The organism is Bacillus sp. NTK034, from assembly GCF_017303275.1.
Classification (GTDB): Bacteria; Bacillota; Bacilli; order Bacillales; family Cytobacillaceae; genus Cytobacillus.
Map to the genome: position 1 here is coordinate 136521 of NZ_JAFKOJ010000003.1, position 15544 is coordinate 152064.

Annotated in this window: 16 protein-coding genes and 1 other RNA gene; 9 read left to right on the plus strand and 8 right to left on the minus strand. The window is 42.7% G+C overall.

Going from position 1 to position 15544, the window contains the following annotated elements:
- Window positions 1-63: 63 nt before the first annotated feature.
- Together JI665_RS11400 and JI665_RS11405 are read right to left on the minus strand one after the other, a co-directional pair.
- Complete coding sequence (locus tag JI665_RS11400) at window positions 64-1266, minus strand: MFS transporter (RefSeq protein WP_206839479.1); 1203 nt, start codon at window positions 1264-1266, stop codon at window positions 64-66.
- Window position 1267: 1 nt separating this feature from the next.
- Window positions 1268-1711: a MarR family winged helix-turn-helix transcriptional regulator gene (locus JI665_RS11405; protein WP_211202537.1), complete on the minus strand. Its 444-nt coding sequence runs from the start codon at window positions 1709-1711 to the stop codon at window positions 1268-1270.
- A gap of 343 nt (window positions 1712-2054) precedes the next feature.
- Here JI665_RS11405 and JI665_RS11410 point away from each other — a divergent pair, with 343 nt between their 5' ends.
- The 4 genes from JI665_RS11410 to JI665_RS11425 all read left to right on the plus strand — a co-directional run bounded on the left by JI665_RS11410 (window position 2055) and on the right by JI665_RS11425 (window position 5224).
- Window positions 2055-2774 (plus strand): GTP pyrophosphokinase, encoded by a 720-nt coding sequence (locus tag JI665_RS11410; RefSeq protein ID WP_206839480.1) that lies wholly within the window; start codon window positions 2055-2057, stop codon window positions 2772-2774.
- Window positions 2775-2788: 14 nt separating this feature from the next.
- The gene (locus JI665_RS11415) at window positions 2789-3214 is read left to right on the plus strand and encodes a DUF5392 family protein (RefSeq protein WP_206839481.1); all 426 of its coding nucleotides are present in this window, start codon (window positions 2789-2791) and stop codon (window positions 3212-3214) included.
- A gap of 13 nt (window positions 3215-3227) precedes the next feature.
- Complete coding sequence (locus JI665_RS11420) at window positions 3228-3836, plus strand: TetR/AcrR family transcriptional regulator (protein WP_206839482.1); 609 nt, start codon at window positions 3228-3230, stop codon at window positions 3834-3836.
- A gap of 122 nt (window positions 3837-3958) precedes the next feature.
- Window positions 3959-5224 carry an L-lactate MFS transporter gene (locus JI665_RS11425; protein ID WP_206839483.1) on the plus strand — a complete coding sequence of 422 codons (1266 nt, stop codon included), beginning with the start codon at window positions 3959-3961 and terminating at the stop codon, window positions 5222-5224.
- A 41-nt stretch (window positions 5225-5265) separates the two neighbouring features.
- Here the strand turns inward: JI665_RS11425 and JI665_RS28935 are convergent, their stop codons facing one another.
- The 5 genes from JI665_RS28935 to JI665_RS11445 all read right to left on the minus strand — a co-directional run bounded on the left by JI665_RS28935 (window position 5266) and on the right by JI665_RS11445 (window position 9855).
- Entirely contained in the window at window positions 5266-5394 is a 129-nt protein-coding gene (locus tag JI665_RS28935) for a hypothetical protein (protein ID WP_258759952.1), read from the minus strand.
- Between the two features lie 12 nt (window positions 5395-5406).
- The gene (locus JI665_RS11430) at window positions 5407-5622 is read right to left on the minus strand and encodes a heavy-metal-associated domain-containing protein (protein ID WP_206839484.1); all 216 of its coding nucleotides are present in this window, start codon (window positions 5620-5622) and stop codon (window positions 5407-5409) included.
- A 6-nt stretch (window positions 5623-5628) separates the two neighbouring features.
- Window positions 5629-6135: a DUF1641 domain-containing protein gene (locus JI665_RS11435; protein WP_206839485.1), complete on the minus strand. Its 507-nt coding sequence runs from the start codon at window positions 6133-6135 to the stop codon at window positions 5629-5631.
- The gene (gene fdhF / locus JI665_RS11440) at window positions 6110-9100 is read right to left on the minus strand and encodes a formate dehydrogenase subunit alpha (protein WP_206839486.1); all 2991 of its coding nucleotides are present in this window, start codon (window positions 9098-9100) and stop codon (window positions 6110-6112) included. The genes JI665_RS11435 and fdhF overlap by 26 nt, the downstream gene beginning before the upstream one ends.
- A gap of 338 nt (window positions 9101-9438) precedes the next feature.
- Window positions 9439-9855, minus strand: a complete 417-nt coding sequence (locus JI665_RS11445) for a hypothetical protein (RefSeq protein ID WP_206839487.1) — start codon at window positions 9853-9855, stop codon at window positions 9439-9441.
- Window positions 9856-9996: 141 nt separating this feature from the next.
- Between JI665_RS11445 and ssrS the strand changes: the two genes are divergently transcribed.
- The 5 genes from ssrS (at window position 9997) to JI665_RS11470 (ending at window position 13450) form a co-directional block, all read left to right on the plus strand.
- A non-coding RNA gene (ssrS, locus tag JI665_RS11450) (6S RNA) lies at window positions 9997-10193 on the plus strand.
- Between the two features lie 104 nt (window positions 10194-10297).
- Window positions 10298-10438, plus strand: a complete 141-nt coding sequence (locus JI665_RS11455) for a hypothetical protein (RefSeq protein WP_206839489.1) — start codon at window positions 10298-10300, stop codon at window positions 10436-10438.
- A 105-nt stretch (window positions 10439-10543) separates the two neighbouring features.
- A complete protein-coding gene (locus JI665_RS11460; protein ID WP_206839491.1) occupies window positions 10544-11521 on the plus strand; it encodes a ring-cleaving dioxygenase in 978 nt (325 codons plus the stop codon).
- A gap of 106 nt (window positions 11522-11627) precedes the next feature.
- Window positions 11628-12866, plus strand: coding sequence for an MFS transporter (locus JI665_RS11465; RefSeq protein WP_206839492.1), 1239 nt, complete (start codon window positions 11628-11630; stop codon window positions 12864-12866).
- Window positions 12867-13012: 146 nt separating this feature from the next.
- On the plus strand, window positions 13013-13450 hold the full coding sequence (locus tag JI665_RS11470; RefSeq protein WP_206839493.1) for a VOC family protein: 438 nt from the start codon (window positions 13013-13015) through the stop codon (window positions 13448-13450).
- Window positions 13451-13751: 301 nt separating this feature from the next.
- Here JI665_RS11470 and JI665_RS11475 read toward each other — a convergent pair whose 3' ends face one another.
- Window positions 13752-15401: a M14 family metallopeptidase gene (locus tag JI665_RS11475; protein ID WP_206839494.1), complete on the minus strand. Its 1650-nt coding sequence runs from the start codon at window positions 15399-15401 to the stop codon at window positions 13752-13754.
- Between the last annotated feature and the right edge of the window lie 143 nt (window positions 15402-15544).

The following is a 15544-nucleotide window of genomic DNA, read 5'->3' on the forward strand; positions in this document are numbered from 1 at the left end:
CGATCAAAAGCCATGGACGGTAAAAAGGTCCATGGCTTTTTCCTATTTTGCAATGCCTTAGGTTCAAGCTGAAACAGATGTGTTCAATTTTTTTAGGGCTGCAGATTCCTTCTTCCCATGAAGGAAATAATATAAAATGGCTGATAATAAAACAAAGATTGCCATTATACCATATAGACTGCCATAGCCTGTAATCGGAATAATGAATCCCAGCAAATAGGGGCCAAATCCCAAGCCTGCATCAAGAAAGATAAAGAACGTTGACGTCGCCAATCCCATCCGATGAGCGGGTGTCAGCTTGACGGCCACTGCCTGGGTGCAGGACTGCATGTTCCCAAAGCCCAGCCCAATTAGCGCACCAGCCAAAAGCAACGTGAAACTGCTGTTAGCTGTGCTAAGGACAAACATGCCTGCCGCAAATAAGATAAAAGCGGGGTACATTACATAATTTGCTCCTTTAAGATCCATCAGCCGTCCGGTAAATGGACGTGAAACCAGGACAGCTGCCGAGTAGATGAGAAAGAAAAAGCTCGCAGCCTTTACTAAATCAACTTCTATAGCATAAAAGTTGATAAAAGAGAGGACCCCGGAATAACCGAATGCGATTGCCAGTGTGATGAATGCAATAGGGACTGCTTTTGGCTCGATAAAGCTGGAAATTTGGAAGCCCTGCTTTTTCACACCAGTGGTTTCTGTTGCAGGAACATATAAAAAGAAGGATGTAATCAGGGCAATGATGCCGATGGCCAGACAAAAAGCAAAAATCAGTTGGAAAGAAACCTTTTGCATCATCAATAAGCCAATAAATGGCCCAACAGCTGTCGCCAGCGTTGTGCTCATGCTGAAGTAGCCAATTCCTTCCCCTTTGCGTGCTGCAGGAATAATTTGTGCAGCGATGGTCCCTGTCGCCGTACTTGCTACACCTAAAGCAATGCCGTGTATAAACCTGGTAGTCAGCAGGAAAGCAATTCCGGCGTTCACAAAATATAAAAGTGTTGTCAGCGTAAAAAAGATCAAACCGATAAAAAGTGTTTTCTTACGCCCGATGTTATCAATGGCCCGCCCGATATAAAGCCTGCCAATGAGCGTTCCAATAATAAAGATGCCCGTAACAAGCCCGGCCTGGCTGGTTGTGGCACTATAGTAATCCACTGCAAAGACAGCAATGGTCACCATCAGTAAATAGAAAATCAATGTTAAGAAAAAATTAACGGATGAAACAATAATAAAATCCTTTGTCCAAAGCTTCGGATTAGGCTGATTCAATTTATAACTCTCCCTGCATTAAATTTTTGCGGATTTCGCTCATCAGGCGAATCCCTTCCAGCTGTTCCTCCTCTGAAATTCCTCTTAGAATGTCCTGTTCGAATTCATCAATAGTAACCCGGACCTCCTGATAAACCCTCCTGCCAGTATCGGTCAGCTGCATTCTTTTTTCCCGTTTGTCTTTAGTCGGAACAGGTTCTAAATAGCCCATCTCCTCCAATTTTGCAATCGTCCTTGTCACCGTTGGTTTTTCAACGCCAAGATAATGTGAAAGCTCCACCAGTGTGCCGGAGCCATCATTATTCAAGTAATACATGATGGACCATTGAGCCCTGTATAAATGATGCCTGCTTAATTCATTGTTCAGCCTATTCTCAAATGGGCGATACAATAGCACAAGCTGATGAAAAAAACGCTGAAATGTTTCGATTCTAAAAACCTCCAATTTGGTTACCTTAAGTAATAGTTATCAAGAGTAACTAATTATTTATTATACAGCTCAAAGTGGTGACATGTAAATAGGCTGAGCTTTGTTTCTAAAAGAGCTATCCATTAATTCAAAAGAAGGCAAATGTATGACATTGTGTCATAACTGGTTGACGTGTGACACGATGTCATATACAATTCAATTGTAAGGATGACACAGTGTCACATCGAGGTGAAAGCATTGTCCAAAATTCAATTGCTCATTGCTGAATTGCAGAAACAGGGAGTAAATGCAGCAATCTGCAAAAAGCCATCCAATATTAAGCCTCTCAAAAATAAGGCGAAAATTCAAAGGAGCCCATATGGTCACCAATATGCCTGAGCAAATGTCACTTAAAGAACTAAGGACAGATTTAGTGCGTTTTATGATGTCCTACAAGTTCGCATTGGAAGAAATAAACACCAAAATAAATATCCTGAAAGAAGAATTTCAGTATGTGCATGACTATAATCCGATTGAGCATGTAAAATCACGAATTAAATCACCAGAAAGTATGTTTAAAAAGCTGCAAAGAAAAAAATTGGAGATTTCCTTAGAATCCATTCAGCAAAATATTCGGGATATTGCTGGCGTCCGCATTACATGTTCGTTTGTATCAGATATTTATAAAATCAAAGCGATGCTTGAAAGCCAGAAGGATATAACCGTGCTCGAATGCAAGGATTATATTCAGAACCCAAAGCCAAATGGCTATCAGAGCCTGCATCTGATTGTCCAGATTCCCATTTTTATGTCTGACAGGGAAGAGCTGGTTCCAGTTGAGATTCAAATCAGGACGATCGCCATGGACTTCTGGGCGAGCCTGGAGCACAAGATTTACTACAAGTACAATAAAGAAATTCCGCAAAGAATAGTGAATGAACTGAAAGAGGCAGCTGACACGGCTTCACGCCTCGATCGGAAAATGGAGAATATCCAAGAGGAAATGATTGGTCTAAAACAGCTGGAAGATGATGAAGACATGATTTTTTCCCCTGAAAGCCTTCAATTACTGCTGGCCGGGAAAGGGATAAAAACTTAAAGGAGACGAAATAGATGCAAGTGTGGACAGATATACCGAATTTCGTAAAAAGAGAATTGGAGCAGCTTGAAGAAAAGATAACTCCCATTATGAAAAAAGCATCCAGATATATTTTTTGGTCAACACCCTTAATTATTCTGTCATTAATCAATCTCATGACCCTATTTTTCACCGTTCAGGATGAGAAAACATCGCCGGCAGCCATCCTGATTTACGCCATTATCGGCGCGCTTGGTTTCGCGCTGTCTAAGGAAGGGAGACATCAGCAGCTGGAAATTCAGAAACTGAGCTCTCAGTACATTAAAGAACGGATCACTAAAAGCCAATGGGCTTCTGATCCCATTAAAACAAGATATCAGGCACTGATAAATGAGAATCCCAGAAAGGCAGTCCCTTATTTTATCCATTTTTTAAAGGAGGAAAAAAGAGACTGGCAGTAAGGAGGAACCGAATTTGCCCAAAATTACTTTTTTCAATTTGCCTGAAGACAAACGGGGCAGCTTAGTCCAGGCGGCCAAAAAGGAATTTGCCCGCGTCCCGCTTTATCAGGCATCCATATCCAATATCATAAAAGATGCCAAAATCCCGCGCGGCAGCTTTTATCAATATTTTGACGACAAAGAAGATGCGTTTTTCTACTTATTGAATAGCCATGTTTCTTCATATAAACTTCTCTTTCTGGAAGCGCTCCGCAAAAATAATGGCGATATTTTTGATGCGATGGTCGATTTTTATACAGCCATCATTACAGAGGAAAAAGAAAATCTGCAGTTTTTGAGGAATTTGTTTCTCAATATGACGCATCGAATTGAACATGTTATGGCAAGAAGCTTCGGTGAAAATGACCTGAATGAGGATTTCAGGAAAATCAGCAATCTGATTAATAAGGAACGGCTTAATATTCAGGACGAACACGAGCTTTTTCATATGATGCAGATTATTTCTTCTGTCACATTTCATAATATCGTAAAAAAATTTGCGGGGGAGCTGACATTCGACGAGGCTGTTCATAATTACAGAACAGAAATCTATTTACTGAAAAAAGGGTTCGCATCAAAATGATTTTCGGAAAGCCTGTCTCTAATAGGATTAGAGACAGGCTTTTTTGGGAAGGTAAAAAATAGCATGGAGCTTATTTCCCATTAGGGGAATAAATAAAACAATCATCAGGAAAGGGGTTCTTTATGGCGAACAAGAATAGATGGCTGATTGCCCTTTCAGCAGTCGCCATTCATTTATCAATCGGTTCAGTATATGCGTACAGTGTTTATCAAAATCCCTTGAAAGAAGCGCTCGGCTGGGAAAAAACAGATGTCTCACTGGCTTTTACCATTGCCATTTTTATTCTTGGGATTGCGGCAGCTTTTTTTGGCCGGTTTGTGGAAAAGCGGGGACCGAGAGTTTCAGCCATGATTGCCGCAGTATTCTTTGGAATAGGGATTATTGGGTCAGGCTTCGCCATTCAATTGGAGAATTATATCCTATTCCTGATTTTCTTCGGTGTCATTGGGGGATTGGGTCTCGGATTCGGCTATATTGCACCTGTCTCCACATTGGTTAAGTGGTTTCCTGATAGAAGGGGGCTTGCAACCGGAATGGCCGTTATGGGCTTTGGTGCAGGGGCCCTGATCACAAGCCCTATTGCAAGCAGATTAATGATCGCAACTTCAATTCCGACAACCTTCTATGTCCTGGGAATCAGTTATTTTATTCTGATGATATTGGGTTCGCTTTATATCGCAAAGCCGCCTGAAGGATGGGAACCTGAAGGAATGGAAGAGAGCAGGGAAGAGCGGCCGGCAAAGACAGACCTGGCACAAATGACTGCCAATGAAGCGATTAAGACCAAGCGTTTCTGGCTTCTTTGGATTATGATGTTCATCAATATTTCTGCAGGCATCATGATTCTCTCAGTTGCCGCTCCAATGGCCCAGGAAATCACTGGGGCAAGCGCCATCACGGCTGCAAGCATCGTCGGCATTATGGGCCTCTTTAATGGAGGCGGAAGAATTGGCTGGGCGTCTGCATCCGATTATCTTGGAAGAGGAAATACATATATGACCTTCTTCCTGATCCAGGTGGCTGCATTCTTCATTCTTCCATTCATCACAAACTCGTTTATCTTTTCTGTTTTCCTCTATATCATTGTTTCATGCTATGGGGGCGGGTTTGCATCGCTTCCGGCTTTTATCGGGGACCTGTTTGGAACCAAACAGCTTGGCGCGATTCATGGTTATTTGCTTACCTCGTGGTCCATCGCCGGAGTGGTCGGCCCTATGCTTGTATCCAGCTTATATGAAAATACGCAAAGCTATACGATTACGTTCTATGTATTTGGCACCATGCTGGCCATCGGCTTCATCGTTTCATTGCTGATGAAGCGAGACATCAAGAAAATCAGAACTGCGAAGAAACAAAAAAGAGCAAGCGGACAGCTTGTCACGGAATAATGAGTAAAACTCCTGCCGGAATATCTGGCAGGAGTTCTTTATTAATTTTCAAAGGAAAATGGATGAACACGATCATTGGAGCAATCCGGGCAAATGATCAGCATATCAAAGCTATATTCCTCTTCCTCTGTTTCCTCCCTATGCCCGCAGATTTCACAGACCTTTGCCAAAATAACACCCCCTTATTCATCACTTGATAGAATGTTATATCCGCAGTCTTTGATCGCCTGTTCAAAATCCATGAAGGAGGCAGCATCTTCATCAAATGAGATGACTGCTTCACCACTCATGGAATTCAGCTTAATCTTCCGGACACCCCAGATATCATTCAGAGCCTTGCTTAGTTTTTCTTCATCCGCCTGATCCATGTTTTCGATAGAGATTGTTCGAGTAATCATTTCAAATCACTCTCCTGTTTTATAATGACTGTGCTCTTTGCCCATTTCCCTGCCCATTCCTTTGAGAAAACCAAGCATAGAATTGATGGCCAGATTAATATCAGGATCGCGCAAGGCTTTCATAAGCCCGAGCACACCGGTCTTTTCATTCCTTTTCATCACTTCTGCAGATTCATCAAGACCCTTAGTGACAGCACTCATCATGATATTCATCTGCTGGGGATCGAGGGAGCCAAGAAAATCGACGGTATTAAAACCGTTGCGGATGATATTGTGCATGTTGGGCTGGTTAACCTGGTCAATCGCAATGGCAGCCACTTTTTCTTTCGAATGCAGAAATCCTTGAAAAATATCAAGAATTCCAGACTTTTGCAGCTGTCCGATAATATCGATGGCACTTGAGATGGCCTCCCGGTTCTGGCTAAGCTGCGTTAAAAGACCAGCTATATCCTGCGCTTGTTCTTCCTGGGCCGAAGGCTTAACCAGTTCAATTTGCTTGATCGCTTTCGCCATCGTAGATACCCTCCTTTTTCAGCATTTCCGGAATGGAGATGAAGTCGTCCTGGCTCCATTTTTTCTCTGTTTCTACGCCAATATGCGGCTGCGGGCTGCCAAACCGGAAGTTGTGGTGAGGAAGCGGTGAATCGCCGTCCCGTTCAAGCACTTCCATTTTTACCTGCATTTCCTTGTAGTTGGGCGTATGTGTAATTTTGTCATGATAGCTGCTGGTCAGCTTATTGACTGCTCCCATTCCTTCAGTAGTATGCATCGGCAAATACAGTTCTTTTCCCTTGACCTGATCTGTCACCCACACTTTTACTTTGACATGGCCATAAGGGGAGGTGAGGCGCACAAGACTGCCGGTTTTGATATTCCGTTCGTCTGCCAGCTCAGGAGAAACCTCCAGCCATAGCTCCGGCACCTTATATGAAATGCCTTCGGATTGATAGGTCATGTTGCCTTCATGGAAATGCTCCAGAATTCTTCCGTTGTTCAAATGAAGGTCATATTCCTCTCCGGCTTCAAAAGGAGGAGTCCAATCCACGGTAATTAAGCGGGCTTTTCCATCCGGAAAATGAAACTTTTCCTTGTAAAGTAAAGGTGTATCCGTTCCATCCAGGGCAACAGGCCAAACAAGGCTTTCCCAGTTTTCAAGGCGCTTGTAGCTGACACCGGCAAACACAGGCGAAAGCTTAGCGGCTTCATCCATGATTTCACCTGGGTCTTTATAATTCCACTTTGCGCCAAGCTTGTTGGCAAGCTCCTGAAAGATGAGCCAATCCGGTTTGCTGTCACCGAGCGGCTCGAAAACTTTATTAAATCGCTGGATACGCCGCTCTGTATTCGTGAAGGTTCCGTCTTTTTCAAGGCTTGGCGCTGCCGGCAGAATCACATCCGCAAATTGGGCTGTCTTGGAAAAGAAAATATCCTGCACGACAAAGAAATCCAGTTTTTCAAAGGCTTCGTGAACATAATTGATATTCGAATCCACAAGGCCCATTTCTTCCCCAAAAAGATACATGCCCTTTACTTTTCCAGCCTGGATGGCCTCTACAATCTGATGGTTGTTGAGACCAGGGTTTTTAGGGAGTTCGGTGCCCCAGGCTTGTTCAAAGCGGGTGCGGATTTCATCATTTTCTATTGGCTGATAACCTGGAAGCCAGGTAGGCATGGTGCCAAAATCACTCGCACCCTGGACGTTATTGTGGCCGCGCAGCGGGTAAGCTCCCGCACCAGGCTTGCCAAAATTGCCTGTAACTAAAAGCAGGTTGCTGATCGCGGTGCTTGTATCCGTGCCTCCTAAGTGCTGCGTAACACCCATGGCCCATAAAATGCAAGTACCGTTTGCATTATGAATCATTTCAGCAATTTTGATTAAAGTTTCCTTTGAAATCCCGGTAACTTCTTCAGCATATTCGAGTGTAAATTTTTCAAGGGACTTTTTATATTCATGCACATGATTTACACGAGAGTAAAGAAATTCGCTGTCTTCCCAGCCCTGGTCGATAAAGTATTTTGTGACAGCGGAAAGCCATACCAGATCGGTCCCCGGCTTCGGGTGGATATGCAAATCAGCCCGCTCTGCCAAATCATTTTTTCGAAGGTCAGCTACAATCAGCTTCTGATCCGCCAATTTATGCGCCCGTTTGATTCGGGTTGCGAGAACAGGATGTGATTCTGCCGGGTTCGCACCGACAACAATGATTAAATCCGAGCTTGCGATATCCTTCATCGTACCGGAGTCACCGCCGATGCCGACTGTGCGGATAAGACCCATGGAGGCAGGTGTCTGACAGTATCTTGAACAATTATCAATATTGTTCGTTTTAAAAATGGCTCTGGCAAGCTTTTGGAACAGATAGTTTTCCTCGTTGGAACACTTGGAAGATGCGATAAAACCGAGGGCATCCGGTCCATTCTCTTCTTTGATGTCAGTGAATTTCTCCGCAATAAGAGATAGGGCCTCATCCCATGTGGCTTCAAAGAATTTTTCCCCTTTTCTGATTAGAGGTTTGGTGAGGCGTTCTTTGCTGTTCACAAAGCTCCAGCCGAATTTTCCTTTCACACATGTCGAAATTCCATTAACAGGAGCTTCAAGCGACGGCTGGATTTTGAGAATTTCCCTGTCTTTCGTCCAAACCTCGAAGCTGCAGCCGACCCCGCAATACGTACAGACCGTTTTTGTCCGCTTAATACGGGCTTCCCGCATCGCTGCCTCTACATTGGAAATAGCAAATATCTCTTTATACCCAGGCTCAACTTCTTTCGTTAAATCAATCATCGGCTCAAGAAGAGGCTTTGGAATATTCGTGAGATAGCCGGCTTTGCCGAGCATCGATTTCTCCATTAATGCATTGCAGGGGCACACTGTCACACAATGCCCGCAGGATACGCAGGAGGATTCATTTATCGGCACATCATTATCCCAAATCACGCGCGGCTGCTCCCGGTCCCAGGCGATGCTTAGAACCTCGCTCACCTGCAGATCCTGGCACGCCTCCACACACAGCCCGCAAAGAATGCACTGATCCGGCTCATACCGGTAAAAGGGATTCGAAGTATCCTGAGGGTAGGGCTTTGGTTTAAATTCATACTTCTGGTGCTCAATCTTAAAATGTTCCGCTGTATTATGCACTACACAATTTCCGTTATTGTTATCGCAAACCGTACAGTATAGCTCATGATTTTTCAAGATGCGGGACATTCCCTCAAGCTGGGCTTCCTTGGCCAGCTCTGACACAGAACTTACCTTCATATTCGTCTCAGCCTTTGTCGCACAAGACCGCTTCAGCTCGCCATCAATCTCTACGTAGCAGGTATCGCACGTCTGAATGACGCCAACACCCAGATTAGGCTGGGAAGAACAAATCCCCGGGAGAAAATGGTTGTGTTCCCGCGCCGCTTCAAAAATCGACTGACCCGATTTTGCTTCGATTTCCTTTTCATCCAGGTAAAAAGTAAATTTTTCTCCGTCCATTCTGCACCACCTATTCATTCGTACTATTTAAAAAGTATTTGTTAAAAGTGGGAAATGTATTACAAAATGGCCGGAATTGGCAGGGGAATGCTCAGGACGAAAGTGGGTGCTATGGATTCAAGTCATAGGTGGATTATGGAGCCCAAAAATGGAGAAGAGAGGAGAAAATGGTCTTCATAGAGGAGTCATGAAGCCCAAAAATGGAGAGGCGAGGAGAAAACGGTCGCCATAGAGGGGGCATGAAGCCCAAAATCAAGAGGATGCGGAGAAAACGGTCGCCATAAAGGAGTCATGAAGCCCAAAGCAGAACAAAACTAAAACAGTGAGATTTTCATTTTTTAGCTATTAATCATTAGTTCTTTCAGGGCTTGGGCATTTTCTTTGTCTAAGGTTCCTAATGCATTTTTTTCTCTGTGAAAAATCTCTGCAGATCCATCTTTCTTGCTGAACCATATGGAGTACTCAGTCAATCTCTCTGGAATATCTCTGTCATAAGTAAAGAATAAAGTGGCTATCACATCTTCTTTTTCAGCCATTTGGGGCTTTATGTCTGCCTCCCATTCAATTCTTGAGATTATGTTTCTTAAGGATTTAATCTTTTCTTTATCAGTTATAATCAACTCTTTTTCACTATTTTCTTCTGAGATGTCAACTCTAGTCAGCTGATTCAGGTCAAATTCATATGCTGCATCTTTTGAACATCCGATTAAAAGTGAGATGGTAATAATAGATAAAATAATAGGATTTTGTTTCATTAATAATCCTCCGATTGGTTGGCTGGTGTAAAATATATTCAACAATAATTATTCAACCCCTTTTTTAAAATTTGTTTTTCGTACAATAAAAAGACTGAGCATGCCCATTGAAAAATACGCCAGCATCCGTTAATATATAAATACAAGCTGCATTGTTCGTAATCATAATAAAGTTTTAACCTTTAAGCTGTAACAGGGAGTTTTACATTGAAACGGGAATGACAGGCCTCCGTCTATATGACAAGGAGGACAGGCAGGAATGTTTCTGCGAACACCCACTTTGAGGAGTGGTGGTTTAAAACTTTCTTATCCTTATTTACGGCAATGGCGGCTGTACATACGTAAATTAAACCAGTTCCCAGGAGGAGCTGGTTTTTTTGCGTTTAGAAATCAAAATTCTGGTTAAACCAAGATAAACGACACATTAACAGGAGATGTAATAATGAAAGAGATTACGGAAATGAGATACTGCGAAGTCTGCGGAAAAGAAACTGTCCACATCGCCAGGGAGGATGCACTGGAGATTGAATACATCTGCAAGGAATGCAATCATGAAGAAGACATCATTAAATCCTTTTTCTAAAACCCCGGTATATTTTGACACCATCAGTAAGACGTGCTAAAATAAAATTATCTCGAATTAAAGATATTTTATTTTAAGATAAATTAAAACGGGGAGGAAGTACAATTGAATCAACTAAAAGGTATTCACCATGTTACAGCTATTACAAGCAGTGCTGAGAAAAATTATGAGTTTTTCACTTATACATTAGGCATGCGTTTAGTAAAGAAGACGGTAAATCAGGATGACATTCAAACGTATCACTTATTTTTTGCAGATGACAAAGGAAGTCCGGGAACAGATATGACATTTTTTGATTTTCCCGGTATTCCGCAGGGATCTCACGGTACGGATGAAATTTCGAAAACGTCATTCCGGGTTCCGACAGATGAAGCACTCGATTATTGGGTAAAGCGGTTTGACCGTTTAGAGGTTCCACATACCGGGATCAAGGAGCAGTTCGGCAAGAAAACACTGTCATTCTCAGATTTCGATGATCAAAAATACCAATTGATCTCGGATGAAACCAATAGGGGAATACCATCAGGCACACCCTGGCAGAAAGGGCCCATTCCGCTTGAATACGCGATCACTGGTCTCGGGCCGCTTTTTGTAAGGGTAGCTCAATTTGATTATTTTAAGGAAATGATGGAAAAGGTGCTGCACTTTAAGGAAATTGCTAACGAAGGAGATTTCCATTTATTCGAAGTGGGTGAAGGAGGAAATGGAGCACAGGTGGTAGTGGAATATAACCCGTCGCTTCCTCAGGCACGCCAGGGGTATGGAACAGTCCATCACGCAGCATTCCGCGTAGAAGATAAGTCTGTTCTCGAAGAATGGGATCAGCATTTGAGAGGCTTTGGTTTCCAGACATCAGGATTTGTAGATCGCTTCTTCTTCGGTTCTTTATATTCCCGGGTTGCTCCGCAGATTTTATTTGAATTCGCGACGGATGGTCCTGGATTCATGGGTGACGAGCCTTATGAAACACTTGGGGAAAAACTCTCACTCCCGCCATTCCTGGAGCCAAAAAGGGAGCAAATTGAAAGCTATGTCCGCCCGATCGATACAGTAAGAAGCACAAAGGATCTTGTAAAAGAATAACAAAGTCATAGGCACCTGTATTCCACTGCTTTAACGCAGTGGAGGACAGGTGCCTTTTTTTAGCGTATAATGGAGGGTATTCTTTAGAAAATAGGAGCAGAGGGCAGTGGAGAAACATAACAGCAAATACAGGTGGCTTGTCTTTGGCGCGGTCTTATTTACATACTTCTTAATCGTGAGCCAAAGAACAGCTCCTGGCTTAATTACTGATCAATTAATGAAGGAATTCGGTGTGACAGCTGCGGCCATTGGGCTCCTGACGAGCATCCAATTTTTCGCCTATGCCAGCCTGCAGGTTCCCATTGGAATATTATCCGACCGTTTTGGCCCTAATGTATTTTTAATCGCCGGAACCCTTCTAAACGGAATCGGCACTTTATTATTCAGCTTTGCTGCAAATGAATACATCCTTTTCGCGGCAAGAATGCTAGTCGGAATAGGTGATGCGACGATCTGGATTAATGTTGTCATCATTTTAGGCAGATGGTTTAAGGTAAATGAATTTGTAAAATTACTTGGTTTTGCGGGCATGTCCGGGAGCTTTGGATTTTTGCTCGCGACTGTGCCATTTTCCATTTGGATTTCCATTTGGGGCTGGCGCATTCCGTTTTTGGCGGTGGGCATTATTTTGACAATCCTCGCCATATTGCTGTATTTCATTTTAATTTTGCAGCCTTCCCGGATGGGAATCGAACCTAAGAAATCAAAAGGTAAGAAGGAGCCAGCAGAGAAAACAGCCAACATATTAAAGAGAATTTTTTCTGACCGTCAGGCATGGGCCACGTTTTTGTGTCATTTTGGCGTGGTTGGCACTTATGTTGGCTTCATCGGTTCATGGGCAGTGCCATATGGAATGGAAATGTATGATCTGACCCGTTCTGAATCCAGTCAGCTAGTTATGATTGGACTGATTGGGGCAATCATCGGTGCTCCGTTAATGAGCTTCATATCAGGACGGATGGGAAGCATCAAACGCCCTTATCTTTTTGCCCACATAATTGTCGTACTGGGTTGGGCAGTATTTCTTTTATTCCAGGGCAAACCTCCATATCCGCTCGTGATTGTCCTTTTCCTGATCATGGGTTATGGGAATGGGGCAAGTACGCTGACGTTCGCGATTGTCAGAAAATCATTTGACATCCGGGATGTGGGTGTCGTTTCAGGTTTCGCCAACACTGGAGGCTTTCTGAGCGCAGTTTTGCTGCCATTTATTTTCGGAAAAGTTTTGGATACATTTGAAGCAGGATACCAGTATGGATTTATTATTCCGGTCATCTTTTCATTGATTGGACTGATGGGCGCAGGGTTAATAAAGGAAAAAGGACGCCAATTAGCTAAAGGATAATATTTAGAGGGCAAATTGTGACAGATACTGATAGTTTATATCAACATTCGCTGTATAGTGCTTATTTAACTATCATGGTAGGAATCTGCAAATAGTTTGTTGAATAATTCTGTGAAGAGCACATGATCTCGGAGGAGGTATTAGATATGAAGATCAATAGAATTGATCATGTGAGTATAAACGTAAATGATCTTTCAGAGGCTAAAGCGTTTTTTCTTGATTTAGGACTTGAAGTACAAGCGGAATGGGAATTGGATGGAGAACAGTTGGACAGAATAGTTGGGCTTAATGATGTTAAAACGGCATGTGTTGGATTAGGGATGCCGGATGGTCAGGCATGGATAGAGTTAGTCAAATTTTATACGCCGTCAGATAAAAGAGATATTCAGCAACCTTTTGCAAATACGCTGGGTATCCGGCATATTTGCTTTGCTGTTGAAGATATCGAAGCTATTGTTGCAAAATTGAAAAAGAAGGGCACGGAAATCTTTAGCGAGATACAGCAATATGAAGAAAGTTATAAGTTATGCTACATTCGTGGTCCAGAGGGAATTATTTTAGAGTTGGCGGAGAAAATTAAATAAACAGACGATATGCTGGCATATATAGAGAAACAATATCTCTTATCTTAACACGCTGAAATTTCAGACTGTACGGCTGTCTTTTTATAGACAGCCGTTCTGTTTCCTTGTTGGACAAACGGGGGCATTAGCTGAAAAAAAAGGGGAACCTCGACTAATGATGGTTCCCCTAATTTATTACTTAAAAATCAACATTTAAATTTAATAGAGCCATTAAAAAAGAAGCCAATGGCTATACTGCTGTCTTTGAAGGAAAGCTGAAACAACCCAGAGAGGCTGACATATGCGCCAGCCTCCTTTTTATTTATTTCATAAATGGTTTCATGTTTGATTTCTTTGGATCAATGGTAAAACGGTAAATCGGCAATTCCTTCCCAACTTCAGAAGGGACGTAGCCGAAGGTCGTATAACTGTCTACTGATTCAGGCTCCAGCGAGAGGGAAAGCAGATTTGTTTGAGGCTGAGCTGTCAGAAATACATAAGTGCCTTTCGGGAAGCTAATGTTCTTCTTAGTCAGCTCAGTTTCAACTTCTGCAAGATCCCTGCCTTCGTAATTCCCTGCACCTTCCTTAGAAGTAACTGTAAAGGCTTCAGCTGGAAGGCTTACATCTTTCGGAAGTTTAAAGCCCTTTAACCCTTGATCCTTTAATTTTTCCGCAATTTCCTCATGACCTGGTTTAATCAGATAGGCAGTAGGTCTATCTCTTACCAATGTGGGTTCTGCGTCGGTAGCACTTAAGTATTTAACAGGGATATCCTGAACAGTGCCTGTTGCAATGTCCACCATTTCAAGAGTCTCATTCTCAATCTCTTTATTTTCGCTATCAATAATTATTGGGTCATTGTCATTTGGTTTTAGGCCTTTTTTAATAAGATTAAGTCTTTCAAATGCTACCAGATTTTTAATTTGTCTTGCATGACTGGCCGTTTGCTTAAGAATGCTTTCATGGGTCGCAATTTGGGCGTTCACCCGGCGCGCAAAATCTTCACGGCCGATGCCAATGCCTCTGCTCTCTACCAGGAAGGAGAATGCAGGCTGAAGTCCGAATGAATTCCGGCCAATTCTTGGTTCAGTGGAGCCCTCGATTATTTCAATTTCACCTTGGTCATCAAGGCCTGCTGTATAGTAAATTTCTGCGGAGATGCCATTATTCTCAAGCTCTTCCATTGCAGGTTCGACGAATAAACTGTCAGATGCCTGACGGATTTTTTCAGGGATATTGAGGTTTCGGCCAGATTGGATCAGAATATCGTGATACTTCAACGCGCCCTGTTCACCAACTTGATTAAAAGCACTGCTGTACACGGAATATTCATGAGCATCGATCACCACTTCCGGTGAATATTTATTAAATTCTGCATGAATGGCCTGTACCTCTGGAGATTCAAGTTTTATATGATCGCGATTTCCGTCAAGACCGTCGGCAAGCTGTCTTTTAAAAGCATAGGATCCATCAGGATTGACTCTTGGTATGACAATGACATTGATATCGTCCAAAATTTCCTTGCCTAACTCCCCGGCAAGCCTGTTGGCCAAGGCCAGGATTGATTCTCCGCTGGCAGGCTCATTGCCATGGATCTGGCTCTGAACCCACACAATCGGCTTTTTTGATAAATAGCCTGATCTTATATGTTTATCCTTTGTGAAATAAAGGGCTGGTATTTCACGGCCTTCTTGGGATGTTCCGATTGTTTTAACAGTCAGGAAAGGACTTTTAGCTTCGAGCTGGTTTATGTAAGACATCATTTCTTCTTGAGAAGTAAATGCATCACCGTCCCTTGAAAAGGCAGGAGTCTTGTCTTTTACCTCGATGTCAGGAAAGAGATGTCTTACTTGTTCAGGCTGGCTGTATGATTTCCCGTAATAGGGAGTTTCTGCCTGAACTGCGGGTGCAGCCAATAAAGCAGCAGACAGGAGTACAGGAATAGTGCGTTTATTTACTAATTTTTTCATCGGCTAAGTTCCTCCTCTATTAATTTCAAATCAATAATAGATGAAGACTGTTTTAAGTGTCAAAAGATTTAGAATAGTATAAATTGAGGAGTTTAAAGGTTAAATTGTTTTAAAAGCAGTAAATGTAGGTGCATAGTTCTAAT

Excerpts from the sequence above, each read along its gene's own strand:
- JI665_RS11475 (WP_206839494.1), bottom strand. The coding sequence starts at position 15,401 with ATGAAAAAATTAGTAAATAAACGCACTATTCCTGTACTCCTGTCTGCT.
- JI665_RS11445 (WP_206839487.1), bottom strand. The coding sequence starts at position 9,855 with ATGAAACAAAATCCTATTATTTTATCTATTATTACCATCTCACTTTTA.
- JI665_RS11415 (WP_206839481.1), top strand. The coding sequence starts at position 2,789 with ATGCAAGTGTGGACAGATATACCGAATTTCGTAAAAAGAGAATTGGAG.
- JI665_RS11470 (WP_206839493.1), top strand. The coding sequence starts at position 13,013 with ATGAAGATCAATAGAATTGATCATGTGAGTATAAACGTAAATGATCTT.
- fdhF (WP_206839486.1), bottom strand. The coding sequence starts at position 9,100 with ATGGACGGAGAAAAATTTACTTTTTACCTGGATGAAAAGGAAATCGAA.
- JI665_RS11455 (WP_206839489.1), top strand. The coding sequence starts at position 10,298 with ATGAAAGAGATTACGGAAATGAGATACTGCGAAGTCTGCGGAAAAGAA.
- JI665_RS11425 (WP_206839483.1), top strand. The coding sequence starts at position 3,959 with ATGGCGAACAAGAATAGATGGCTGATTGCCCTTTCAGCAGTCGCCATT.
- JI665_RS11430 (WP_206839484.1), bottom strand. The coding sequence starts at position 5,622 with ATGATTACTCGAACAATCTCTATCGAAAACATGGATCAGGCGGATGAA.
- JI665_RS11435 (WP_206839485.1), bottom strand. The coding sequence starts at position 6,135 with ATGGCGAAAGCGATCAAGCAAATTGAACTGGTTAAGCCTTCGGCCCAG.
- JI665_RS11410 (WP_206839480.1), top strand. The coding sequence starts at position 2,055 with ATGGTCACCAATATGCCTGAGCAAATGTCACTTAAAGAACTAAGGACA.